Genomic DNA, 25,725 nt, shown 5'->3' with positions numbered 1-25,725 from the left:
CCGCATCTCTTCCGACTTGGAAGCGATGCGGATGCCATAACGGGCTTTGGCTTCAATTATATGACAGTGTGAGGCAGCTTTAGATGATTATCCCGGCTGCATGTGCCACCTGTGCACCAGCTTCATAATAGGCTTCACGCAAGCCGCGGAAATTCTGGGCCTTGGGATCGGTGACAGGCAAAGGCAGATCATCCTCGGAAATCGCGCCGGAAACGAGTTCTGCCAGCAAACGTCCGAATACGGTGCCCGGTGCAATACCGCGACCATTATATCCGGAGAAGCCAACCACATTCCGGTCAAGACGATGGAACTTCGGCAGGCTGTCATTGGTCATACCGATCTTGCCATACCATTCGGCTTCAAACTCGACATTTCCGATCTGCGGGAACAGGCGCTTCAACGATTTTTTAGCCCATGCCGTATGAACGGCCGCGCCCGTATTGCGCAACGCTCCAACGCTGCCAAACACCAGACGGCCTTGGCTGTCGAAACGGAAAGACGATAGAACTTCCTTCGTATCCCAAGCGCCCTGACGTTCTGGCAGAATGCTCTTTTTTAAATTGTCGGAAAGCGGCTTGGTCGCCATGTTGAAATAAGGCAGATGCACCAATTCCGCGCGAACCTCTGCCCAAGGCACATTGGTATAGGCATTGGTTGCGACCACAACCCAGTCAGCTGTCACAGTACCTGTGGCAGTCTTCACCACCCACTTGCCATTCTGCTCGGTGGCACCCGTTACCGGGCTTGCCGTATAGATTTGCGCGCCTGCTGCAACCGCTGCATGTGCCAGACCGCGCACATAAGCAAGCGGCTGAATCGTACCGGCCCGCAGATCAAGCAGCGATCCGGCATAGGCTTTCGTGCCAACCTTGGCTTCGGTTTCCTTCGCATCAAGCAGCTTCACATTGGCACCGCGCCGCGCCCATTGCTCATAGCGATCTTCAAGTTCCTTGAGACCGTTCTTGCCAACAGCGCAATGCAGCGTTCCCTGCTTTTCAACTTCACAGCTGATCTTATGCTTCTCAATCAGTTCAAACACCAACTTCGGCGCATTTCCAAGAACGTCGAGCAAACGATCGCCGTGCTTTTGGCCCAGCACACCTGGCAGATCATCAGGCATGACCCACATGCCTGCATTGACCAGACCGACATTGCGACCCGAGCCGCCATAGCCGATTTCGATCCCTTCCAGCACGATTGCTTTCGTGCCCTTTTCCGCAAGATGCAGCGCCGTAGAAAGGCCGGTAAATCCGCCGCCGACAATCACCACATCGGCGGTCAAATCGCCTTTAAGCGTTGTGGTCTTCGGTGCGGCTGGAGCGGTCTTTTCCCAAAGGCCATGAGAGCGCGGATCGTTGAGCATGAACGGCAACCATTTCATATGATGAAAAACAGACGGCATTTATCGCCAAAACTATTTCACGTGCTGGCAGTCTCAAAGACAGCAATATTTATGCAACAATTCATTCCCGTTCGGAATGAACTAAGCCTGAATAGTCTGTGTTGCCGACCTGCCCCGCGATCCACTGACAGAACACCTGTGTCAGCGGGTTCTCAAGCTTGCCTTCGGGAACCACCAGATAATAGTCATTCTCGGTACGCATCGGCTGCTCAAAAAGCATAACCAGTTCGCCGTTACGCAATTCCTGTTCGATCAGATAAAGCGGCAACAGCGCAAAGCCAAGACCTGCGAGAGCAGCACCGATCACCATCGAAAACTGATCAAAGCGATGGCCACGATAGGCAGACTTGCCTTCCACTCCACAGCTTTCAAACCATTGCGCCCACATCTTGGGGCGCGTCGCCAGATGCAGCAGCGGCTCATCTTCCAGCTCTTCCGGGGTTGCCGGATGGCGCGCTTTGAGAAGACTCGGACTTGCAACAGGCACAATCACCTCTGAGCACAGGAAGGCGCAGGTCGCATGTGCCCAGACCGGCTGGCCATAATGGATGGCAAGATCGAAAGGCTGTTCTTCAAAGTCGAAAACGCCGGAACGCGAGGCCACATTGATTGCGATACCGGGATGCTTTTCAATAAAATCTGGAATGCGCGGCATTAGCCAGCGCGTACCAAAGGTCGGCAGCGTTGCCACACTAAAGGAAGAGGTCGATTGCGCAGACGCCATGGCGCGCAACATCGTATCCTCAGTCTGATTGAGCAGACGCCGCACTTCCGGCAGGAACTTTCGCCCTGCGTCAGAGAGGAGAATGCGCTGGCGGATGCGCTCAAACAGCAATACACCGAGCTGGCTTTCGAGATCCTTGATCTGACGGCTGACAGCACTCTGGGTGAGATTGAGTTCATTGGCGGCTTGCGTGAAACTGCCATGTCGGGCCGCACATTCAAACGCCTGTAGCGTGGCAATGTCGGGGATCAGTCTCCTGCTAAGCTTCATTCCAATCTCGCATTAACATAGTTGCGTTCGTCGCGATCATAACGGCAAAACGGCTGATATGATACATTTTCATCATAATCCCGGCATGTTCCTCCCGCAAATAACATGTCCGTCCCCAAGATGACACAAGTTCTACGGAAGCTTTCGCAATGAACGAGCATAAATTCATTTCGCCAGACGCCATTCGCTCTGCGTTCTCAGCAGCGATGTCGGCCATGTATAAGCAAGAAGTGCCTGCCTATGGCACATTGATGGAGCTCGTCGCCGACGTTAACGCCAAGGTTCTGGCGGATGACACTCATCTGCACGAGCGCCTGACGGAAACCGACTCGCTCGAGCGCATTTCCGAAGAGCGTCACGGCGCAATCCGCCTCGGAACGGCTGCTGAACTTTCCATGATGCGCCGCGTTTTCGCTGTCATGGGCATGTTTCCGGTCGGTTATTACGATCTGAGTGCTGCTGGTGTGCCTGTGCATTCCACCGCCTTTCGCCCGATCGACGACGCAGCACTCAAGCATAATCCGTTCCGCGTTTTCACCTCTCTGCTGCGTCTTGATCTGATTTCAGATGAAAAGCTGCGTGAAGAATCGGAAGAGGTCCTTTCCAAACGCAATATCTTCACGCCGGGCGCTATCGCTCTCGTCGAGAAGGCAGAGGCGGAGGGCGGTCTGAGTGATGCAGACGCCAAGGCATTGGTTACGGAAGTTCTCGAAACTTTCCGTTGGCACGACCATGCCAATGTCAGCGCCGATCTGTATCATCGCCTCCACGATGCACATCGCTTGATTGCTGACGTCGTGTCGTTCAAAGGCCCACACATCAACCACCTGACCCCACGCACGCTCGACATCGACGCCGTGCAGGTTCAGATGCCAGAACGCGGCATTAACCCGAAAGCCGTTGTTGAAGGCCCGCCAACCCGCAAATGTGCGATTCTTCTGCGTCAGACCTCGTTCAAGGCACTGGAAGAAGAAGTCTCGTTCATCGGTGAAGATGGCAAGTGGACACCTGGCTCGCATACCGCTCGTTTCGGCGAAATCGAACAGCGTGGCGTCGCTCTCACACCAAAGGGCCGTGCGCTTTACGACAAGCTGCTCAACGACACCCGCGCAGTTGCACGCCCTGCCCCTGATGGTTCAAACTCGGCTGAATATGTGAAGGCACTGAGCGACATCTTTGCGGCTTTCCCTGACACATGGGCTGGCATTCGCGAAGAAGGCCTTGGTTATTTCGCCTATTCGGTCAAGGATGCCGCACGTCTTGCAGCCTTCAGACCAGATACCGATATTGAGACCCTGATCGAAGGCGGCGCAGTCCAGTTCGATCCTATCATCTATGAAGACTTCCTGCCGGTCAGTGCTGCTGGTATCTTCCAGTCCAATCTAGGCGACGACGACGCGCAGGATTTTGTGGAAAGCCCGAACCAGAAGCGTTTCGAGGAAGACCTTGGCGCCAAAGTTCTTAATGAATTCGAGCATTATGCTCGTATCGAACGCGAATCCATCGAAGCTGTACAGGCCCGCCTGAGCGGTCTTGAAGCAGCAGAATAATAATAAAGCAGTTTAAGAGGATAAACATGAACACCGCTGTTAAAAAACTCGACGTGAAAAAAGAAGCCGCTGATCTGCTTTCCAAGCTTGGCGTTGACGCCTCAATCTACACGTCGGGCGACCTCGCTGGCTTCAGCCCGGTCTCCGGTGAACAGATCGCTTCGATCAAGACCCACAGCAAAGAAGACGCAGTCAAGATCATCGACAAGGCTGACGAAGCTTTCCGCGCATGGCGCACTGTTCCAGCTCCAAAGCGTGGCGAACTGATCCGTCTCTTGGGTGAAGAACTCCGCGCTTCCAAGGAAGATCTCGGCCGTCTCGTTTCGCTCGAAGCTGGCAAGATTCCTTCGGAAGGCCTCGGCGAAGTACAGGAAATGATCGACATCTGCGATTTCGCAGTCGGTCTGTCGCGTCAGCTCTACGGTCTTACCATCGCAACCGAACGCGCTGGCCATCGCATGATGGAAACCTGGCATCCGCTCGGCGTTGTCGGCGTTATCTCGGCCTTCAACTTCCCAGTTGCTGTCTGGGCATGGAACTCCGCTCTCGCTATCGTTTGCGGTAACGCAGTTGTCTGGAAGCCATCGGAAAAGACCCTGCTCACCGCTATTGCATGTGACGCAATCCTGAAGCGCGCCATCAAGCGTTTTGGCGATGCTCCAGAAGGTCTGGCTGAAGTCGTACTCGGTGACCGTACTGTTGGTGAAGTTCTCGTTGACAGCCCGAAGGTTCCTGTTCTTTCGGCAACCGGTTCGACCCGCATGGGCCGCGAAGTTGGTCCACGCCTTGCAAAGCGTTTTGCTCGTGCAATCCTCGAACTCGGCGGCAACAATGCCGGTATCGTCTGCCCATCGGCAGATCTCGACATGGCACTCCGCGCAATCGCTTTCGGCGCAATGGGTACCGCTGGTCAGCGTTGCACCACGCTCCGTCGTCTGTTCGTGCACGAAAGCGTTTATGATGCGCTCGTTCCACGTCTTCAGAAGGCTTATGCAAGCGTTTCCGTCGGCTCGCCGCTCGAAACTACTGCTCTCGTTGGTCCATTGATCGACAAGGTTGCATTCGACAACATGCAGAAGGCACTCAAGGAAGCAGCCGCTCACGGCGGCAAGGTGCAGGGCGGCGAACGCGTCGATGCTGGCCATGAAAACGCTTACTATGTGCGTCCGGCTATCGTCGAAATGCCAAAGCAGCAGGGTCCAGTTCTCGAAGAAACCTTCGCTCCGATCCTTTACGTCATGAAGTATTCTGACTTCGACGACGTGCTGACGAGCCACAACGAAGTTGGCGCAGGTCTGTCCTCGTCGATCTTCACGCTCAACCTGCAGGAAGCAGAACGTTTCCTCTCGGTTGAAGGTTCGGATTGCGGCATTGCCAACGTCAACATCGGCACTTCGGGTGCTGAAATCGGCGGCGCATTCGGCGGCGAAAAGGAAACTGGCGGCGGTCGTGAATCGGGTTCGGATGCGTGGAAAGGCTATATGCGCCGTGCGACCAACACCGTAAACTATTCGAAGGCTCTGCCGCTCGCACAGGGCGTTTCCTTCGATATCGACTAATCGGTCTGATTTCGGATCAAAAGAAAACCCCGCTTTTGGCGGGGTTTTTTATTGGCTTAATCTTTGAATTGGCACAACGCATTGACCGATGCTTCACTTAGCCATGCGATTAGCGAGATTGTCGTTATGACGTGCCGAAAATCATGGCCTTTGAGAACCGGCGCGCAGCGTACTTGAGTACGTGAGCACCGGAAGCGCAAAAAGACGGGATTTGCAGGCCGTCAGAGCGGCAATATCAGCCCATACGTTCGGAGGCGAACGACCCGGGAGAGGCCGGGAATACGACGGTGCGATTGCCGTTGAGGAATGAACGGTGATGGATATGCGCGTGAACGGCACGCGCCAAAACCTGCGCTTCGACATCACGTCCGATGGATACGTAATCCGCAGCACTCTGCGCATGGGTTACACGCGCCACATCCTGCTCAATGATCGGACCTTCATCAAGATCAGCGGTGACATAATGTGCGGTAGCACCAATCAGCTTCACACCGCGCTCATAGGCCTGCTTATACGGGTTCGCACCCTTGAAAGACGGCAGGAAGGAGTGATGGATATTGATGATGCGGCCCGACATTTTCTGGCAGAGCGGGTCTGACAAAACCTGCATATAACGCGCAAGAACCACCAGTTCAGTGCCGGTATCGTTGACGATATCAAGAAGGCGCTGCTCGGCCTCTGGCTTGTTAGCCTTGGTTACAGCGACGTGATGGAAGGGAATGTCGTGGTTCACGACGACCTTCTGGTAGTCAAAATGGTTCGACACGACACCGACGATATCGATTGGCAGTGCCCCGATCTTCCAGCGATAGAGGAGATCGTTGAGGCAATGACCAAAACGCGACACCATCAGCAATGTCTTGGTGCGATGTGCATTGTCGTGGAAATCAAAATTCATCTCGAAAGGTGCAGCGATCGGTGTAAAGCCGTCGCGCAAAGCATCAAGCGGCACGCCTTCCTCAGAAATGAAGCTAACCCGCATGAAGAAGCGGCCAGTATCCAAATCGTCAAACTGCGCACTGTCGACGATGTTGCAACCCTTGCCCGACAAATAACCGGAAATAGCGGCAACGATGCCACGCGTGGATTTACAGGTGACGGTCAGGACAAAGTTATGCATCGGACTTCCTCAAAAGCATTCCCAGCAAAAGTACAGAGCGGTTTACGCCGTACATTGCGTAAAAACTAAATGATAGAGCGGTTCGTATTATTCAGTTTAACCAGAACTGTTCTATCGTGCAGGCACAACCACATCGTGATTTCTACTGCACGACGCAGTGCCAGCCATGCCAGAATGCGTAATGCACTGACCGGATTGCGCTATCAAGTGCTTTACGCGGCAGATGTCGTGAATTTGGCCTGCTCGTTATACGGTGGACGTGACCTTGGCGAGATTACGCGGCTTGTCTGGATCAAAGCCCTTGCGGCGCGTCACTGCTTCAATAATACGATAATAGTTGATTAGCGACACAAGCGGGTCGAGATGTCCATTGCCGGTGCTGGCCGATGGTATGCGATAACCTGGCACTTCAGCATTTCCAAATGATACAAGGTTGGCACCAAACGAGCCGAGACGGTTGAGTGCTTCAATGCTTGTTTTCAATGCCTCGTCCCGCGGGATGAAAGAGATAATTGGAAAGCCATCTTCCACCAGACGCATCGGGCCGTGCATCAATTCTGCGAGCGAGAAAGCTTCTGCATGGATGTTCGCCGTTTCCTTGGCTTTCAGCGCCGCTTCAAGCGAAATGGCATAGGCTGTGCCGCGTCCACCTGTGAACAGCGACCGGGCATTGAAAAGCAGATCTTCGACTGTCTCACGGCCTTCGGGCTTCGTCGCAGCGAGCGCTTCCGGCAAGCGTCCCAATCCGACTTGCAATCCTTTGTCCTCGCTTGCCGCAGCGACAACCCCAGACAGTGCGGCCACAGACGCGATGAAAGACTTGGTTGCGGCAACGCTTTTTTCTTCACCAGCGTGAAGTGCCAGAACAATATCGGCAGATTTTGCCAGTGGGCTATCAGTGACATTCACCACCGCGACGGTCGTTGCACCACCACGTTTTGCTGCCTCCTGCACGGCAATGATGTCGGGACTTGCGCCCGATTGCGACACGGTAAAATGCAGACCACCCTCCAGTTTCAGCTTCGCGCCATAAACGGAGGCCACTGATGGACCAATCGAGGCAACGGGAATGCCGGTGGCGATCTCCATCAGATATTTGAAGAATGTAGCCGCATGATCGGAAGAGCCACGTGCAGCGGTCGTGATCACCCAAGGCGAATTTTCAAACAGCCGCCCGATCTCCGCAAATGTTGCCGCCTCTGCTGCAAGAAGTTTCGCCACCACAGATGGCGACTGTTCGGTTTCCTGTAGCATCAATGATGGGGCAGTCTGCATGATCATTCTCCGGAAAAGAAAAGTCTGCACGAGGCAGACTTTCTTCATATCAATGTTGCGGCTGTGGCTCCACCGCCGTTTGTGTGTTTTTTGCGTCAGGTTCCTTGATACGGAACCATGCCACATAGAGCGCGGGAAGGAACAGCAGCGTAATGGCCGTACCGGCAATGATGCCGCCCATCATGGCATAGGCCATCGGCCCCCAGAACACCTCACGCGCAATGGGGATCAGTGCCAGACTTGCAGCTGCTGCTGTCAGCGCAATCGGCCGCATACGGTGCTGACTGGCCATCACGACAGCATCCCAAGGATGAATGCCATCGGTTATATGCTCCTCTACCTGCACGATCAGAATGACCGAATTTCGGATGAGAATACCGATGAGTGCCAACACCCCAAGGATCGCCACGAAGCCAAGTGGCTTGCCACTTGGAAGCAGTGCTGCAACCACGCCAATCAGACCCAGCGGAGCCACTGCCACCACGAGGAACAACCGCTGGAAGCTCTGCAATTGCAGCATCAGCACTGTTGCCATGACGAACAGCATCAGCGGCACCACAGCCGCAATCGGCCCCTGACTCTTGCCACTTTCCTCAACTGTGCCAGCCGTTACAACGGAATAGCCAGCGGGGAGCTTATCGACGAACGCCTTCACCGAAGGTTCAAGTTCTTTGACGATAGTATCCGGCATCGTTTTATCAACGATACCAGCAGCAACCGTTATCGTTGGAATGCGCGAACGGCGATAAATCACCGGCTGCTCAAGCTCGTAGCGGAAATTGGCAATAGCTGCCAGCGGCACCGAACTGCCGTTGCCAGTCGCAATCTGCAGGCTTTGCAATGTGTCGATGGAATCGCGTTCATGCTTCTGCGCGCGAACAATGACATCGATGAGATAAATTGAATCGCGAACCTGCGTGATGCTGATGCCGCCAACAACGCCGTTCAATGTCGTGGCAATATCCTTGGATGAAATGCCAAGCTTCCGCGCTTTATCCTGCATCACGTCGACACGGATAACGCGCCCCGGTTCATTCCAGTTGTAGTTGACAACACCGAGCCGCTTATCAGCACTCATAATGCCAGCAAAATCCTGAGCAATGCCGCGCAGCTTCTGAACATCAGGGCCGGAAATGCGATACTGCACCGGACGCCCGACCGGCGGTCCAAGTTCAAGGAATTTCACAAACGTATCTGTACCCACATAATCCTTGCGCAGAACGTCATCGAATTTCGCTTTCAGGCGATCACGCGCTTCCACATCCTTGGCCACCACCACCATCTGTCCGAAATACGGATTGGCTGGCTGCACATCGAAAGAGAGAATGAAACGGATCGCGCTTTGTCCGACATAGGTACTCCAATGCTCGATATCTGGATTGTCCTTGAGCATTGTCTGTTCAAAACGCTCCATCTGTGCCTTGGTATCGGCAATGGAACTGTTCTGCGGCAGGGTCCAGTCGATCACCAGTTCCGGACGGTCGGACTGTGGGAAGAACTGACGTTCGATAAAGCCCATACCGAACACAGAAACAACGAACAGAGCGATTGTCGTGATAATGGTGATCCACTTATGGCGCATGGCCAGAAGCAGTGTCGTCGAAAAGGCTTTGAAAAAGCGACTGCGCTTTTCCTCATGATGCTTCATTTTCTTAGGAAGAAGCGTCACACCGAGAAGCGGCGCAAACAACACGGCCACAATCCATGAAACGATCAGCGAAACCGCAATCACCACAAAAAGCGTGAACGTATATTCGCCCGCCTGACTGGTGTTGAGACCAATCGGAATGAAGCCCGCGATGGTCACGAGCGTACCCGTCAACATCGGAAAAGCCGTGTGCGAATAAACATAGGTCGCGGCCTTGTTGATGGGGTCGCCCTGCTCCAGCCGGGCAACCATCATTTCCACCGCAATCATCGCGTCATCGACCAGAAGCCCCAGCGCGATAATCAGCGCACCAAGTGACACGCGTTGCAATGAAATATCCATCAAAGACATGGCAAGGAAGGTAATTGCCAGCACCAGCGGGATGGACAGCGACACCACGAAGCCTGCTCGCAAGCCAAGGCTGATGAAGCTCACGGCCAGAACGATCACAACCGCCTCAAACAGTGCCTGCGTGAAACCCGAAACAGCATCTTGAACAACTTCGGGCTGATCGGCCACTTTCAATACATTGATACCAACCGGCAGTTCCGCCTTCACTTCTTGCATCAATGCGTCCAGCTTCTCACCGAACTCAAGCAGATTGCCATTTGGCTTCATGCCAATGCCCAGACCAATCGCATCTTGGCCGTTGACCCGGAAAATCGATGATGGTGGATCGACATAACCGCGCGTGATGGTCGCCACGTCCGACAAGCGGAAGAAACGATCATTCACACGGAGGTTGACCGCACGAAGATCGGCTTCCGAATTGAACTGCCCGCTGACGCGAACGCTGATCCGCTCAGGCCCGGCCTGCACCACACCGGACGGCGTAATGGCATTTTGATCCTGAAGCGCTTTCAGAATGGCCTGCTGATCAAGGCCAAGGGCTGCCACTTGTCGGGTCGAGAACTCGAGATAGATTGCCTCATCCTGCGCGCCAATGAGTTCAACTTTACCGGCATTGGGTATGGTCAGAATTTTCGTGCGTACATCTTCCGCATAATCACGCAGCTGCCGCATCGACAGCCCATCCGCAGTGAAGGCAAAGATATTGCCAAAAACATCGCCGAACTTGTCGTTGTAATAGGGACCATAAACGCCTTCGGGCATGTTTGGTTTGATGTCGTCGAGCATATGACGCACTTCGGACCAGGCTTTTGTGACCTGTTCCTTGCGGACCGTATCCTTCAAAAAGACGAAGACGACCGACTTGCCTGCCGTGGTGACGCTGCGTGTATAATCGAGTGTGTCGAGTTCTTCGAGCTTCTTCTCGATACGATCCGTAACCTGATTCATCGTTTCATCGATGGATGCGCCCGGCCAGTTGGCCTGCACCACCATCGTCTTCACGGTAAATTCCGGATCTTCCGCGCGCCCTAGATCAAGATAGGAGATGAGCCCCGCGACCAGAAAGACGAGCATGAAATACCAGACCAGCGACCGGTGGTTCAAAGCCCAATCAGAAAGATTGAAACCTTTTTTCATAGGCTGCTTCCCTTCGCATCCAGACGGACTTTTTGCCCTTGCTTGAGTTCGTTCACTCCGGCAATCGCCACATAGCTGCCAACTTCAACATTATCGGCAACAAAACTCTCGCTGCGACGTTCGACAACCTGAATGTCTTGGAGGCTTACGGTCTGTGTTTTAGGATCAATGACCCAGATTTCGGTTTTGCCATCTTTCTCAAGCAAAGCCTGTATCGGCAAAATCACGTGGTCTTTTTCCGCTCTTGCAAGCCCCGCCCTGATGGTCGCGCCAAGGCGGAAACCTTCCGGCGGATTCTCAAGCGCGATCCGAACCCGACGTGTACGGGTCTGAGCATCGGCCTGGGGCGCGACCTCGCGCACAGTGCCATTTCCAGTCACCGTCGGATCAGCTTGCAGCTGCACATTAAACGGCGTTCCCGCCACGAAATATTCTGTCATGCTGTCGGGGATATCGAGAACCGCTTCACGAATGTCGGGCCTTGCAACCGTCATCACTGCCTGCCCTGCGGCCACCACCTGACCAACTTCGGCATTGGTGGCTGAAATGACGCCATCAAAATCCGGACTTAAAACAGCATATCCGCGCTGATCTTCCGCCTTGCGCAATCCAGCCTGCGCTTTTTCAAGCCCGGCCTGGGCGCTGTCACGCGCCTGCTTTGCAGCATCATAATCGGCCTGTGAAATATTGTTGCCTTTGAGCAGAATACGCAGACGTTCTTCACTGGCCGCAGCATTGGCATATTGTGCTTCAGCACTGGAAAGATCAGCTTTTGCCGACTGCACCGAAAGATCGAGCGTGGAAGGGTCGAGCATCGCAACCATTTCGTCTTTCTTGACGAGATCGCCCACGATAACCGGGCGCGCAATGATGCGACCAAGAACCCTAAACGCAAGGTCGGTCGAATATCGTGGTTCGATGGTGCCGGCAAAACTGGTCTGGATCGCAGGCTTGGGTGTTGCAATCGTGTAAAGCACCGGGCGAATTGCTTCGGCTTCCGATGATTTGTCATCATCCTTGCCACAGGCCGCAAGTGTTATGAGCGAACCAACAATAGCGAGGCAGCTCAAGAGCTTCATGGTCGGCTTCATTGTGCACCGGCTCCTTCAAGACCCTGCATAATCTCGGTCTGAGCGCCCGAACGAAGCATTTGTGCGCCTTTCGTAACAATGAGTTCGCCAACACCCAAACCGGAAGCAACGATCACTCGTTCTTTTTCATAGGCCAGCACCTTAACCGGCACGAGGGTCGCAACTTGTGTGTCCTTCGCTACGCGCCAGACAGCTGTGCGGCCCGAATCGGACGTCATGGCGCTCCATGGCAGGATCACCACTTGCTGATTTTCCATATGGACAGTGCCCGTTATAGTGGCACCAAGCGCCATCTGTTCAGGCGTATTGGCAATGCCAACTTTCACGCGCACGGTGCCAGTCTGTGCATCAACCACTGGCGAGATTTCGCGAATTTTTCCTTCCGCCTGAACGCTATCATCCGACAGCAAAGCGAGGGTAACGTCCATGCCAATCTTGGCATAATTGACCAGCGTTTCCTGAACATCGAAGATCGCATCACGCGGACCATCTTCGGCAATCGAAAACGCCGTTTGCGCAGCCTGAACCACCTGCCCGGTTTCAATATTGCGGGCCGTCAACACACCCGAAACCGGCGCATGAAGTTCTGTATAGGAAAGCTCATCACGCGCATTGCCAAGCTGGGTTTCAGCATTCATCAACGTGCTTTGCGCCGTGCGGTAAACTTGCTCGGACTGATCGAATTGCGAACGCGTGGTAAACCCTTGTGCAAGCAAGGCTTGCTGGCGTCTGAAACTGGCTTCTGCCTGCACTAGCTGGGCTTGTGCGGCGTCCTTGGAAGCCTGCGCGACGCGCATATTGGATTGCTGCTCGGCATTGTCGATCCGCGCAAGGATTGCACCTTTTTCGACATGCTGGCCGATTTCGACCATACGCTCCACAACCTGCCCATTAACGCGGAACGATACATTGACCAGCGAACGGGCAGCTATCGCGCCCGACAGCGTAAGCTTTGGCTGATAGTCGATTAACTTGCTTTCTGTCACGGCAACAGCAACGACGCCGCTGGTTTCAGCATGAGCATAAAACGCTGAAGCGAGGACCCCTGTTGTAACAACGAGAACGCCCATAATCGCTCGAAGCGCACTATGTGCCGCTTTCACAAGAGGATAAAATTTTGTGGCCATCTATACGATTCTCGCTCTTTTCCTGGAGGGCACAATGCAACCAAAATAATGCTGAGAAAAGCATGCTTTAAAAACATCATTAATCATCATGTTCGCATATAAAAATGCGTCTCTCAAAATAGCTTTGGGAAAACGCTGGAAATCTAAATAATAAATCAGAATAATTTATAGTCGTATTTCTTCAACAAGCCGATTGCCTGTTGCATTCAACTCATAACGTGTGCGCTGCGTCCGTTCATCACGCTGCCGGATGCGGATATAGCCCCCATCAGCGCCAAGAGCTACAACCTCACGCAACACAAGAGCGTGAGCTACTCCAAGTATTCGTGAAAAACTGCGACTGTCCGATGCTATATCAAACGCAAGCGCAGCAATAATACCGGCGCCAAGCCGCGAAATCCTACCCGATGCAGCTTCAAGCGCATCCACCAGTGCCATATACTCGGCTTCTTCCATCAGGCATTCACCGCCTGAACTGGGCGGAAAGAAACGATCACCGATTTTGACGTTGGCGTGTAACTTTCGTCACCGGCACTACTAAGCGGCACCAGCACATTCATTTCCGGGTAATAGCCCGCGATACAACCACGCGGAATATCATAGGGCACAAAGCGGAAATCACGTGCAACGCGTTCAACCCCATCTGCAAAATCACCGACAACATCGGCTCGATCACCCGCTTCAACACCAATGTCCGACATATCAGCAGGGTTCATGAAAACCACCTGCCGCTCGCCATAAACGCCACGATAGCGGTCGTCCATGCCATAAATCGTAGTGTTGTACTGATCGTGACTGCGGAAAGTCTGCAAGACATAGCGTCCGGGCTTTCCACGCGCCTGTTGATGCTCGACGGCCTCTGGCATCGCCCCGCTCCAGAACGTTGCTTTACCGTTAGGCGTTACCCATTCCAGTTCGCGCGCCGTGTTGCGTAAATGGAAACCACGCGGCACACGGACACGCACATTAAAGTCATAGAAATCGGGCAAGACCCGCGAAATATGATCGCGGATAAGGTCGTAGTCATCAGCCAGTTCTAACCAATCGACAGGCTTTGCACCCAATGTTGCATTTGCCATGCCGGCAATGATTGCAACTTCCGAGCGGAGCAACGCCGAAGCCGGGTGGTTGATGCCGCCTGATCCATGCACCATGCTCATGGAATCTTCGACGGTAACAATCTGCGCCACACCTTTGGAATTAAGATCAATCTCGGTGCGCCCGAGACACGGCAAAATGAACGAATCCTGCCCCGGCAAAAGGTGCGAATGGTTGAGTTTCGTTGCGATATGCACGGTCAATCGCTGGCTGGAAAGTGCCTTGATAATCATCGGACTGTCAGGCGTTGCGCGGGCGAAATTGCCACCCAGAGCAATAAAGGCTTTCGCCGATCCATCGAGCATGGCTCCGATCGCACCAAGCACATTGTGCCCCGGTTCGCGCGGCGCTTTGAAACCAAATTCCTTTTCCAGCGCATCCAGAAAGTCGGCAGACGGGCGTTCATTGATTCCGACCGTGCGATCACCCTGCACATTGGAATGGCCACGAACCGGGCACAGCCCCGCGCCTGGCTTTCCAATATTGCCGCGCAGCAGCATGAAATTGGTGATTTCGCGGATCATAATCACCGAATGACGATGTTGCGTGATACCCATCGCCCAGGTGCAGATAACGCGGCCAGCCTGCATGTAAATGTGAGCGGCATGTTCCAGAGACTGACGCAGAAGCCCCGACTGGTCCTCAATTTCGTCCCATGAAGTTGCATCGACAGCTGCACGATAAGCTTCGAATTCCGCCGTATGCTCTGCCAGAAATTCACGATCCAGAACCGACGGTTCACCAGCTGCGAGCGCTGCATCATCAGCCGCAAAGACCGCCTTGGCCATGCCACGGAACGCGGCAAGATCGCCACCAAGACGCGGTTGATAATAATCGCTGGCGATAGCTTCACTGCCGCCATGCATCATTTCAAGCTTGTTTTGCGGATCGGCGAAGCGCTCAAGTCCGCGTTCGCGGACCGGATTGAAGACCACGATCTTGGCACCGCGCTCTGCTGCGCGCCGCAGATCGCCAAGCATGCGGGGATGGTTGGTGCCGGGATTTTGTCCGACTACAAAAATAGCATCGGCTTGCTCGAAATCCTCAAGCAAAACAGTTCCCTTGCCAACACCTACCGATTGTTTGAGCGCCACACCGCTGGCCTCATGGCACATGTTGGAGCAGTCAGGGAAATTGTTCGTGCCATATGCCCGCACGAAAAGCTGATAGAGAAATGCCGCTTCGTTGGATGCACGGCCCGAGGTGTAAAATTCCACACGGTCTGGCGTATCGAAGCTCTTCAATATGTCGCCAATAGCGCCAAAAGCTTCATCCCACTCAACGGCTTCGTATTTGTCGGTTGCTGCATTGTAGCGCATCGGATGCGTCAGACGCCCCGTGTTCTCGAGCGCATAATCGGTCCACGATTGCAGTTCCGAAACCGTATGCTCTATGAAGAACTTCGGTGTTGTGCGTCGCTCGGTCGCCTCCCAGGCCACCGCCTTCACACCGTTCTCGCAGAACTCGAACGACGAGCCGTGCTCGGGATCGCCCCATGCGCAACCAGGACAATCGAAACCGTCTGGCTGGTTGGCCTTGAGAAGAGCACGCGCACCGGTAAGCGGTGCACCGCTGGCAAGCAATTGCTTGCCACAGCTTTTCAATGCACCCCACCCACCTGCAGCACTCGACCGCTTGCCGATGAACTTGGTTCCCGAAGCTTTGCTCATGTCGTCATCCTCAATTGCATAGCTTTTGCGCTCAACGCGTATCACATAACGATGCAATATTTCTCACAATTTCGGCATCCACTATGCGCCAAAAATGGCCAATCGCCGTCGTAAAGACACTACTGGTCACTCCGATATCGCACCGACCATGGAAGCCGACTTTTAATATAGTTGAATTACACAGCCCATTAAATAGAGTGCTCCCCAAAAGTGTGAAACGGTTTGCACTTGATTTCAGGTCAACAATCCTTCATGCGATTGGTAAAGAAAACTGACCACAAGGGGTGGGAGAATGCCGAACATCGTTGAGATTGCCGATCTGAAACGGCTTGCACAACGTCGTGTCCCGAAGATGTTCTTCGATTATGCTGATTCCGGCGCTTGGACTGAGTCTACTTATCGGGCAAACGAAGCTGATTTCGCAAAGATCAAACTGCGTCAGCGCGTGTTGGTCGATATGACCAATCGTTCGCTTGAAACAACAATGGTTGGTGAAAAGGTGGCCATGCCGGTCGCCCTCGCCCCGACAGGTCTCACCGGCATGCAGCATGCCGACGGCGAAATGCTCGCAGCGCAAGCCGCAGAGGCCTTCGGCGTACCATTTACACTGTCGACGATGAGCATTTGCTCCATTGAAGATGTTGCATCCGTGACCAAGAAGCCATTCTGGTTCCAGCTTTACGTGATGAAAGATCGAGAGTTTGTAAAGAACCTGATCAGCCGCGCCAAAGCTGCTGGCTGCTCTGCGTTGGTTCTCACGCTTGACCTTCAAATTCTGGGCCAACGCCACAAGGATCTGCGCAACGGACTTTCGGCTCCGCCAAAGTTTACGCCGAAGCACATCTGGCAGATGGCAACCCGTCCCGGCTGGTGCATGGGGATGCTCGGCACGCAACGCCGTACGTTCCGTAACATTGCAGGCCACGCCAAGAATGTAGCCGATCTCTCTTCGCTGTCCTCATGGACTGCGGAACAATTCGATCCGCAGCTCAACTGGAACGACGTTGCGTGGATCAAAAAACAATGGGGCGGCAAGCTGATTCTCAAAGGCATACTCGACGTTGAGGATGCAAAGATGGCAGCGAAGACCGGCGCCGATGCGATTATCGTGTCGAACCATGGCGGCCGTCAGCTTGATGGTGCGGTCTCCTCAATTTCGATGCTCAAGCCAATTGTTGACGCTGTCGGTGACAAGATCGAAGTACATATGGATGGCGGCGTCCGTTCGGGTCAGGATGTATTGAAAGCCCGTGCCCTTGGTGCGCAGGGTGTCTTCATCGGCCGTCCATTCCTGTATGGGCTTGGTGCAATGGGCAAAGAAGGCGTAACGCTCGCGCTGGAAATCATTCGCAAAGAACTCGATATCACCATGGCGCTTTGCGGCAAGCGCAACATTAACGATATCGATCAATCGATCATCCATTCGGTCGATTTCAAGTAAAAATTGTAGAACCCGGCTCAGGCCGGGTTTTTCAACGCCTGTATCATGGCTTTACCAACTACGAATACTACCTCTAGTTTAGTGTTCACTAATAAGAAGTAACGATAGTTTAAGCATATTCATTTACCATCTTTAGCCAACGGTTCGGGAACCGCGATTATTTCGGTTGGAGTTGGGTAGATGAGATATGTTTCCGCGATAGCGCTCATGGCATGCAGTATGCTGATCAGTGCAAATGGAGCGCACGCTGCTGACATTGTTTATGAAGAACCGGTCGTGGTGGCACCCGTCCCTCTTGCCTCTGCCTGGTATATTCGCGGCGATATTGGCTATAATTTCAAGAATAAGACTGATGGCGATTGGGCATTCTGGAATCAGTTTGATCCACCTTATCGTGGCATCGATGATACTTTGCGCTATGACGATTTCAAACTCAAAGGTGGCGCTTCCTATGGTGTGGGTGTCGGCTATCGTTTCAATGAAATGTTCCGTACCGATGCAACGCTGGATTTCTTCCGTGCAGGCATCAGAGGTCGCACCGATTGCCCAAGCTACGTAAAATCGGCGCTCGGCTTCAACCCGATTGAAGACAATTGCCATTATGAAGACTCTTCGACAGCCAATGTCTGGACAGCAATGGCCAATGCCTATGTCGACCTGCCTAAAATGGGAATGGTAACACCTTATCTCGGCGCAGGACTGGGTGCAGCTTATGTGAAGTACGATACCTGGAAAACCAAGGAAATCTGCTCCATATGCACCTATACCAGCGACAAGGACGGCCTCGACAGCTGGCGCTTTGCCATGGCTCTGATGGCCGGTGTCAGCTACGATCTGACCGATCAGCTCAAGCTTGATCTTGGTTACCGTTATCTGAGGGTGAACGGCGGCAAGGCCTATGGTTACGATGCTGCTGACCGCAGCACAAACCCGTTTGGCAACGTTGAAGGTCCGGGCGCAACTGGAACACAGGCCAAGGACAACGGCTTCAATATCCATACGGTCCGTGCGGGTCTTCGCTACGAATTTCGTTAAAATTGGCTTACTACATAATTTAGAGCGCATCCCGAAAAGTGTGAAACGGTTTTCGGAAAAAGATGCGCGTTAAAACAGATAATTAGAGCGGCCTTTGTGCTCCCAAGAGAGCGCATGGCGCTCGCTCTAGATTCTTTTAACTGTCGCATGTTCGCGAACGTTAAATGAATCCATTTGAGCGCGACATGCTTTAATCACTATCGAAAAGCCCGGCATTTTGTCGGGCTTTTTTATGCTCGTGCAGCCGGTGCTTTTGAGAGAAGCACCGTGCGGATTGCAAAGCTTGAATGAATGCGCGCAACGCCGGGCAGACGTGATAGAATTTCCTTGTGAATGATTTCATAGGAGGCCGCGTTTTCTGCTTCGACCCGCAGGATGTAATCAGCATCCCCGGTCATCAGGTAGCATTCCTGCACTTCCGGATGGCGGCGCACAGCTTCTTCAAAACGATTGAGATATTCTTCCGTTTGGCGATCCAACGTGATGCGAACGATTGCAACCAGCCGCTCATCGCCCCCAGAAGAACCGACAATCGCGGTATAACCGCGAATAACACCGCTTTCCTCAAGTATCTGCACGCGCCTGAGACAGGCCGACTGCGAAAGGCCAACTTCGCTGGCAAGCTGGCTGTTTGTCATACGGCCATCGCGTCTTAAAGAACGGATGATATTGCGGTCTATGCTGTCCAGTGTCGCCATGAATATTCTTCGAACAATGAGCTAATAAGTGCGTAAATCATGCTAATTTTCGCATAATCTACGACAAAATGCAAAAACATTCGAATAGTCTTCGACTATCATGGTCTCTATTGCTTTGGGGGCAAGGAATAGCGACCAGTCAGCCGCAAAAGCCCGACACCTAAACAATGTGCTTTTGGGAGGAAGCGGATTAAATTCCAGGCATCCCACTAACAAACCGAGCGCACTGGAAATGACCGATATGTCGATGCATTTTTCTCAAACGGAACGAGACCTCGCCGCAGGCGGTGTTCTCACCATCGACTTGGCAGCCCTGCGTCACAATTACTCGACGATTGCAAAGCGCATCGCGCCAACCCGCGCAGCTGCTGTTGTCAAAGCTGACGCTTATGGCTTGGGCGCCGACCGCGTAGCGCCAGCTTTCTATGACGCAGGCTGCCGCGATTTCTTCGTCGCCCATCTTGGCGAAGCAATTACGCTCCGCCCTTTTCTCAATCCTGATGCGACGCTTTATGTGTTGAACGGCCTTCAGCCCGGCACGGAAGCTGCCTGCGCACGTGAGAACATCCTGCCTGTTCTCAACTCACTGGAGCAGATTGAAAACTGGTCGGCACTTGCCGCAAGCCTCAACGAAAAACTGCCCGCTCTGCTGCAAATCGATACCGGCATGTCGCGCCTTGGTCTGTCAGCCAAAGAACTTGATCAACTGGTCGATGACCAGCATCTGCTTGACCATATCGATGTAAAATTCGTCATCAGCCATCTTGCAAGCGGCGATGAACCGGAAAACCCGGCAAATGCCCGCCAGCTTGCGGCCATGAATACAGCTCTCGCACGTTTGCCAAACCTGCCTGTGGCCTTTTCAAATTCCGGCGGCTGTTTCCTTGACAACACCTATCACTACAATCTCGCCCGTCCCGGCGTAGCCCTCTATGGCGTCGGTCCTGAAAGGGGCGAGAATCCTATGAAGCCGGTCCTTGAGCTATCAGCGCGTGTTATCCAGGTGCGTGACATCGATAAGGGTGCGGCAGTCGGTTATGGCGGCACATTCGTAGCAAGCAAGCCTATGCGGATTGCAACCATTGCGGTCGGTTATGCCGATGGTTGGTTCCGCGCTTTGAGCAACAAAGGCTCGGCTTTCTATGGCGACACGCGCCTGCCGATTGTTGGTCGTGTTTCGATGGATTCGATCACGCTCGATGTAACAGCACTTCCAGAAGACACGCTCAAGCTCGGCAGTCTGGTCGAACTCGTCGGACCACATCAGCGGCTCGAAGATGTAGCGCGGGATTGTGACACCATTCCTTATGAAATCCTGACTTCGTTAGGCCACCGCTATACCCGCGTTTACGTCGATAGCGAAACTGGCACACACGCATAATAATAAGAGGCGAACATGCAGATCACCATTCTCGGCAGCGGCGTCATCGGCGTCACCAGCGCCTACTATCTGGCCAAGCTTGGCCATGAAGTCACTGTCGTTGACCGCGAGGAAGGTCCTGCACTGGAAACCAGCTTCGCCAATGCCGGGCAGGTTTCGCCGGGCTATGCATCGCCATGGGCAGCACCCGGCGTTCCTATGAAAGCCGCCAAGTGGCTTTTCCAGAAACATGCACCGCTGGTTCTCCGCCTGACCACAGATCCAAAGCAATATAGCTGGCTGTTGCAGATGCTCGCGAACTGCACCGAGAGTCGCTACAAGATCAATAAAACCCGCATGGTTCGTGTGGCCGAATATAGCCGCGATTGCCTTGTCGCACTGCGCGAGGAAACCGGCATTCAATATGACCAGCGCACACAGGGCACTTTGCAGCTGTTCCGCGAGCAGTATCAGCTCGACGGCATCGGCAAGGATATTGAAGTTCTGCGTCAGGATGGCGTGCCGTTTGAAGTGCTCGACCGCGAAGATTGCGTGCGGGTTGAGCCTGCTCTGGCCCGCGCCAGAGACAAGTTCGTCGGTGGTCTGCGCCTGCCCCATGACGAAACCGGCGATTGCTTCAAATTCACCAATGAACTGGCCAAAATCGCCGAAGGCCTTGGCGTCAAATTCCGCTTCGGCGTCGACATCAAATCGCTGCTGATCTCTGGCGGCAAGGTTTCCGGCGTTGAGACTTCGGAAGGTGTTCTGACGGCTGATCGCTATGTCCTGGCACTTGGCAGCTACACGCCCGCTCTGGTCAAGTCGCTTGGCCTGAACGCTCCGATCTATCCGGTCAAAGGCTATTCGATCACGGCTCCGATCATCAATGAAGAACTGGCTCCGGTCTCGACCGTGCTTGATGAAAGCTACAAGATTGCCATCACCCGCCTTGGCGACCGCATCCGTGTGGGTGGCATGGCCGAAGTCTCCGGCTTTACCAAAGACCTGCCGGCTGCACGTCGCGCAACGCTCGATCTGTCGGTGAGCGACCTGTTCCCTGGTGGCGATCTCAAGGCTGCAACCTTCTGGTCTGGACTGCGTCCGATGACCCCGGATTCAACGCCGATCATCGGTGCAACACGCTACGACAACGTGTTCATCAATGCGGGCCATGGCACACTTGGCTGGACCATGGGACCAGGCTCAGGCAAGCTGCTTGCTGACCTCATATCCGGCAACACACCGGATATACGCGCCGACGACCTTAGCATTGCGCGATATAATTGAGCTGTTCACTCAGCCAATCATATGGCGCAGCAATCCGGCCGATGCAATCGCCACAACGACCGTAACGAGCATCGGAAACCGTGTTGCGGCGGCAATTGTCAGCGCAAGTGCAATCATATCGGCTGGATTGCCGGTGAAAAACTCTGGCGCAATAACGCTGATCAGCACGCAGCCGGGCGCGCTTTCCAGCAGCATCTGCGCTCGCGGGCTCAAAGTGCGATTTCGAAGAAAAATGTAGCCGCCGATGCGGGTCATGTAAGTGACCGACGCCATCAGCAATATGGTCAGAGCGTGGATAGGATCGATCATCATTCTGGCTTTGCCTGCTTCCATGCCACGATCAGGCCAGCAGCGACACCCGCTGGCACATACCAGGCGCCAGGAATGCTCAGATAGGTTATGCCCGCAACAATAAGGCTCACGAGCCATGGCAGAGCGGCAACCGGCCCCTTCCACATGCTGGCAAGAATAACGATAAAGACTGCTGGAAACGCCATATCGAAGCCGAAGCGGTTCACGTCACCAAGAACCGGACCAACCAGCGCGCCGACAGTCGTGAAGAAAATCCAGGTTGCGTAAAGGCCAAGTGCGGCGCCAAAATAATAGCGAATGCTGAAACGGTTGCCTGACTTGCGCGCATCAGCAAGTCCCATGGCCCAGCTCTCGTCACACATGAAGAACAGCGTCAGAAAAGCCTTGCGCTTCGGCAGATGCTTGATAAGCGGCGCAAGCGCTGCACCCATCAGGAAATGCCGACTATTGACCAGAAATGTGATCGCGACAATCAGCAGGATATGCGGCGGAGACGTCCAAAGTCCAATGGCAGCAAATTCCGAACCACCGCCAAAATTCAGACCGGTCATCATCGGCACTTCAACCGGGCTCAGACCCTTTTGTGTGGCCTGTGCGCCCAAGAGCAGTGCGAACGGAACAAAACTCAGACAGACGGGAATGGCTTCCCGCAGGCCGCGCAGGCCTTCAGATCGCCGGGAGACGCCGCTTTGCCCCTCGACAAAATCCATACTACGCATCGACTATTTCCTTTTTGAAGAGCAACAATGCGCTCATTCCGAACCGGGAAAATACGTCAATTCGTGCAGATTATTGTTGCTTTTACGCTCTTAATACACAAAATATTGGCTGTAAATATCAACAATATGTCATTAGGCGCATTATAATGCCAACATCAATTGATGCAATTGATCGTGCCATCCTCCGGGTACTCCAACAGGAAGGTAAGATTAACAACACCGAACTTGCCGAGCGTGTTGGCCTTTCCCCTTCCCCGTGCCTTCGCCGGGTGAAGCAGCTGGAAGATGCTGGCTTCATCGAACGCTATGTCGCTCTGGTCGATGCTGCGAAGCTCGGAATGGGCTTCACCGTTTATGTGCGCATATGGCTGACAGGCCAAGATGAAGAGACTGTCACAAGCTTTGTGAAGGCGATTGAAAAGCTGCCGCAGATTGTCGAATGCCATTTGATGGCGGGTGATTGCGATTTTCTGCTGCGCGTCATTACGCCTGATCTGGAAGGTTTCAGGAAATTCCAGATGGAATATATCGGCAAGATAAAGGGCGTTCGGAATATAAAATCCGAAATCCCGATGCAGCAGATAAAGCGCTCATGGGTCGTGCCGCTATAGGCACTTTGGGCAACGGATTAGAAACTTGGTGGTGTGCAGGCGCTTACCACCTCGCAAGCCACCGGCCCCACGCATTTGAACCGATGCGGCAGCTTGCTTGAGAAGTAATAGGCATCGCCCGGCCCCAAGATTCGGCGCTCGCTGCCGACCGTCACTTCGATGCGACCGGAAATGACGATGCCCCCCTCTTCACCTTCATGCATGAGCAGAACTTTGCCGGTATCCGATCCCGGCTCGTAGCGCTCTTTGAGGATTTGCAACGAGCGCGAAAACAGATGATCACCCACCTGCCGATAGGAAATTGGCCCCTTGCCGATCTCCACCAGTTCATCCGCCTGATAGAAGACCTTGTGCGGCGCATCCGGCTCAAGCGCAAAAAACTCGGCCATTCCGATAGGAATTCCATCCAGAATGCGCTTTAATGCACCAACCGACGGATTGGACTGATTGGCCTCGATCAGCGATATGGTGGAATTGGTTACGCCAGCACGTTTTGCAAGCTCTCGCTGAGACAGATTCTGCCGCATTCGCACATAGCGTAGCCTGCCTCCGATATCGATGCTCATCGACGGTTCCCCTTATTGTTTATGATGTTCGATATATCACAAACTTTTATTTCAAAGCACGTAGTTTCAATAAGTTAAATTTATAGAGAAAAGGACTTGTTGCCTTCGATAATGCATGGCCTCCTGTTCTCAAAATAGGAGGTCTTAATGCTTAACAACACCAACGCGCCAAGTCTTGATAACTTCTGGATGCCGTTCACGGCGAACCGCCAGTTCAAGGCCGCCCCACGCCTGCTCGCAAGCGCTTCGGGCATGTATTACACCGATGTCGACGGCCATCAGGTTCTGGATGGCACGGCTGGCCTTTGGTGCTGCAATGCCGGTCATGGCCGCAAGCAGATCACTCAGGCCGTTGAACGCCAGATCTCGACCATGGACTTTGCGCCGACCTTCCAGATGGGCCACAACGTCGCTTTCGACTTTGCCGAAAAGCTCGCAGCCATTGCGCCCGGCGGCCCGGATGCCAAGCTTGATCGCGTGTTCTTCACCAATTCCGGCTCGGAATCGGTCGATACCGCACTGAAGATCGCCATCGCCTATCAGCGCGCCATTGGTCAGGGCACCCGTACCCTCATCATCGGCCGTGAAAAAGGTTATCACGGCGTTGGCTTCGGCGGCATTTCTGTCGGCGGCCTCGTCAACAACCGCCGCTTCTTCCCGCAGATTCCTGCCGATCACATGCGCCATACGCTCGATATTGGCCGCAATGCATTCTCCAAGGGCTTGCCAGAACACGGCATTGAACTCGCCGACGATCTGGAACGTCTGGTTCAGCTGCACGGCGCAGAAAAGATTGCCGCCGTCATCGTTGAGCCAATGTCCGGCTCTGCCGGTGTTGTGCTTCCGCCAAAGGGCTATCTCGAACGCATTCGCGCGACCGCTGACAAGCACGGCATTCTGGTGATCTATGACGAAGTCATCACCGGCTTCGGACGCCTCGGCACACCATTTGCGGTTGATTATTTCGGCGTTGTTCCTGATCTCGTCACCACCGCCAAGGGCCTCACCAACGGCGCAATCCCGATGGGTGCAGTTTTCGCCAGCCGCACAGTACATGATGCGCTGATGACCGGCCCGGAAAACGCCATCGAGCTCTTCCATGGCTACACCTATTCCGGCCATCCGGTTGCCTGTGCTGCCGGTCTTGCCACGCTTGAAATCTACGCCGAAGAAGGTCTTTTGACCCGCGGCGCAGAACTGGCCGAGCATTGGCAGAACGCACTTCATTCGCTGAAGGGCGCGCCAAATGTCATCGACATCCGCAACTTGGGCCTCGTTGGCGCAATCGAACTGTCGTCACGCGAAGGCGCCATCGGCGCACGCGCTTACGATGTCTTTGTCGATTGCTTCAAGAAGGGTCTTCTGATCCGTGTGACCGGCGATGTGATCGCGCTTTCGCCACCGCTCATCGTGGAAAAGGAACAGATCGACACAATCGTTTCCATGATCGGAGATGCGCTTAAACGCGCGGCCTGATCACCACCCAGATCGAGCCGCAACTTGGCCGCCGCTTTCCTCTGCGGCGGCTTTTTTCATGAGCATTTCTAACAAAACCGCAAAGCAATTTCACAATATAGCTTGCAAAAACAATTAGATAGAGAATTTGCGGCCTTGTACGTAACCAGAACTGCTCTATGAATCACATTCTGCGGAAAGTGGTCCAAGGGATTCTGC

21 protein-coding genes are annotated in these 25,725 nt (G+C 53.9%); 8 read left to right on the top strand and 13 right to left on the bottom strand.

Annotation, left to right across the window (positions count from 1 at the left end; translation table 11 throughout):
- Positions 1-79: 79 nt before the first annotated feature.
- Complete coding sequence (locus QBD00_RS00840; RefSeq protein ID WP_095447954.1) at positions 80-1,363, bottom strand: NAD(P)/FAD-dependent oxidoreductase; 1,284 nt, start codon at positions 1,361-1,363, stop codon at positions 80-82.
- 100 nt (positions 1,364-1,463) lie between these two features.
- Entirely contained in the window at positions 1,464-2,396 is a 933-nt protein-coding gene (locus tag QBD00_RS00835; RefSeq protein WP_095447162.1) for a LysR family transcriptional regulator, read from the bottom strand.
- A gap of 149 nt (positions 2,397-2,545) precedes the next feature.
- On the opposite strand from QBD00_RS00835, the gene QBD00_RS00830 reads away from it, so the two are divergent.
- Both QBD00_RS00830 and QBD00_RS00825 read left to right on the top strand, forming a co-directional pair.
- Positions 2,546-3,946: a VOC family protein gene (locus QBD00_RS00830; RefSeq protein ID WP_318578446.1), complete on the top strand. Its 1,401-nt coding sequence runs from the start codon at positions 2,546-2,548 to the stop codon at positions 3,944-3,946.
- Positions 3,947-3,972: 26 nt separating this feature from the next.
- The gene (locus QBD00_RS00825) at positions 3,973-5,505 is read left to right on the top strand and encodes an aldehyde dehydrogenase family protein (RefSeq protein WP_318578445.1); all 1,533 of its coding nucleotides are present in this window, start codon (positions 3,973-3,975) and stop codon (positions 5,503-5,505) included.
- Between the two features lie 235 nt (positions 5,506-5,740).
- On the opposite strand, the gene purU is transcribed toward QBD00_RS00825, so the two are convergent.
- The 7 genes from purU to QBD00_RS00790 form a co-directional block, all read right to left on the bottom strand.
- A complete protein-coding gene (gene purU, locus QBD00_RS00820; protein ID WP_095447165.1) occupies positions 5,741-6,625 on the bottom strand; it encodes a formyltetrahydrofolate deformylase in 885 nt (294 codons plus the stop codon).
- A 246-nt stretch (positions 6,626-6,871) separates the two neighbouring features.
- Complete coding sequence (locus QBD00_RS00815; RefSeq protein WP_095447166.1) at positions 6,872-7,900, bottom strand: SIS domain-containing protein; 1,029 nt, start codon at positions 7,898-7,900, stop codon at positions 6,872-6,874.
- A gap of 49 nt (positions 7,901-7,949) precedes the next feature.
- Positions 7,950-11,036 (bottom strand): efflux RND transporter permease subunit, encoded by a 3,087-nt coding sequence (locus QBD00_RS00810; protein ID WP_151093592.1) that lies wholly within the window; start codon positions 11,034-11,036, stop codon positions 7,950-7,952.
- On the bottom strand, positions 11,033-12,127 hold the full coding sequence (locus QBD00_RS00805) for an efflux RND transporter periplasmic adaptor subunit (protein ID WP_318578444.1): 1,095 nt from the start codon (positions 12,125-12,127) through the stop codon (positions 11,033-11,035). The genes QBD00_RS00810 and QBD00_RS00805 overlap by 4 nt, the downstream gene beginning before the upstream one ends.
- On the bottom strand, positions 12,124-13,254 hold the full coding sequence (locus QBD00_RS00800) for an efflux RND transporter periplasmic adaptor subunit (RefSeq protein WP_095447169.1): 1,131 nt from the start codon (positions 13,252-13,254) through the stop codon (positions 12,124-12,126). Before QBD00_RS00800 ends, QBD00_RS00805 begins: the two co-directional genes overlap by 4 nt.
- A gap of 165 nt (positions 13,255-13,419) precedes the next feature.
- Positions 13,420-13,710: a hypothetical protein gene (locus QBD00_RS00795; protein ID WP_404901385.1), complete on the bottom strand. Its 291-nt coding sequence runs from the start codon at positions 13,708-13,710 to the stop codon at positions 13,420-13,422.
- Entirely contained in the window at positions 13,710-16,022 is a 2,313-nt protein-coding gene (locus QBD00_RS00790; RefSeq protein ID WP_318578443.1) for an FdhF/YdeP family oxidoreductase, read from the bottom strand. The genes QBD00_RS00795 and QBD00_RS00790 overlap by 1 nt, the downstream gene beginning before the upstream one ends.
- A 292-nt stretch (positions 16,023-16,314) precedes the next feature.
- On the opposite strand from QBD00_RS00790, the gene QBD00_RS00785 reads away from it, so the two are divergent.
- The gene (locus QBD00_RS00785) at positions 16,315-17,463 is read left to right on the top strand and encodes an alpha-hydroxy acid oxidase (RefSeq protein ID WP_318578442.1); all 1,149 of its coding nucleotides are present in this window, start codon (positions 16,315-16,317) and stop codon (positions 17,461-17,463) included.
- A gap of 180 nt (positions 17,464-17,643) precedes the next feature.
- On the top strand, positions 17,644-18,498 hold the full coding sequence (locus QBD00_RS00780; protein ID WP_095447172.1) for an outer membrane protein: 855 nt from the start codon (positions 17,644-17,646) through the stop codon (positions 18,496-18,498).
- Between the two features lie 230 nt (positions 18,499-18,728).
- Here QBD00_RS00780 and QBD00_RS00775 read toward each other — a convergent pair whose 3' ends face one another.
- Positions 18,729-19,196 carry an Lrp/AsnC family transcriptional regulator gene (locus QBD00_RS00775; RefSeq protein WP_095447173.1) on the bottom strand — a complete coding sequence of 156 codons (468 nt, stop codon included), beginning with the start codon at positions 19,194-19,196 and terminating at the stop codon, positions 18,729-18,731.
- A gap of 232 nt (positions 19,197-19,428) precedes the next feature.
- Between QBD00_RS00775 and alr the strand changes: the two genes are divergently transcribed.
- Positions 19,429-20,577, top strand: a complete 1,149-nt coding sequence (alr, locus tag QBD00_RS00770) for an alanine racemase (RefSeq protein ID WP_318578441.1) — start codon at positions 19,429-19,431, stop codon at positions 20,575-20,577.
- A 15-nt stretch (positions 20,578-20,592) separates the two neighbouring features.
- Positions 20,593-21,843, top strand: a complete 1,251-nt coding sequence (locus tag QBD00_RS00765) for a D-amino acid dehydrogenase (RefSeq protein ID WP_318578440.1) — start codon at positions 20,593-20,595, stop codon at positions 21,841-21,843.
- Positions 21,844-21,852: 9 nt separating this feature from the next.
- Here QBD00_RS00765 and QBD00_RS00760 read toward each other — a convergent pair whose 3' ends face one another.
- Both QBD00_RS00760 and QBD00_RS00755 read right to left on the bottom strand, forming a co-directional pair.
- Entirely contained in the window at positions 21,853-22,152 is a 300-nt protein-coding gene (locus QBD00_RS00760) for an AzlD family protein (RefSeq protein WP_095447956.1), read from the bottom strand.
- Entirely contained in the window at positions 22,152-22,865 is a 714-nt protein-coding gene (locus QBD00_RS00755) for an AzlC family ABC transporter permease (protein ID WP_318578655.1), read from the bottom strand. Before QBD00_RS00755 ends, QBD00_RS00760 begins: the two co-directional genes overlap by 1 nt.
- Positions 22,866-23,020: 155 nt before the next feature.
- On the opposite strand from QBD00_RS00755, the gene QBD00_RS00750 reads away from it, so the two are divergent.
- On the top strand, positions 23,021-23,485 hold the full coding sequence (locus QBD00_RS00750; protein WP_079212180.1) for an Lrp/AsnC family transcriptional regulator: 465 nt from the start codon (positions 23,021-23,023) through the stop codon (positions 23,483-23,485).
- A 17-nt stretch (positions 23,486-23,502) separates the two neighbouring features.
- Here the strand turns inward: QBD00_RS00750 and QBD00_RS00745 are convergent, their stop codons facing one another.
- A complete protein-coding gene (locus tag QBD00_RS00745) occupies positions 23,503-24,051 on the bottom strand; it encodes a cupin domain-containing protein (RefSeq protein ID WP_140903681.1) in 549 nt (182 codons plus the stop codon).
- 147 nt (positions 24,052-24,198) lie between these two features.
- Here QBD00_RS00745 and QBD00_RS00740 point away from each other — a divergent pair, with 147 nt between their 5' ends.
- Positions 24,199-25,527 carry an aspartate aminotransferase family protein gene (locus QBD00_RS00740; protein WP_318578439.1) on the top strand — a complete coding sequence of 443 codons (1,329 nt, stop codon included), beginning with the start codon at positions 24,199-24,201 and terminating at the stop codon, positions 25,525-25,527.
- Positions 25,528-25,725 lie beyond the last annotated feature (198 nt).

This window comes from Ochrobactrum sp. AN78, assembly GCF_029909885.1.
GTDB classification, from domain to species: domain Bacteria; phylum Pseudomonadota; class Alphaproteobacteria; order Rhizobiales; family Rhizobiaceae; genus Brucella; species Brucella quorumnocens.
The sequence above is the reverse complement of the archived record's forward strand: the minus strand, read 5'-3'. Positions and strand labels throughout refer to the sequence as shown.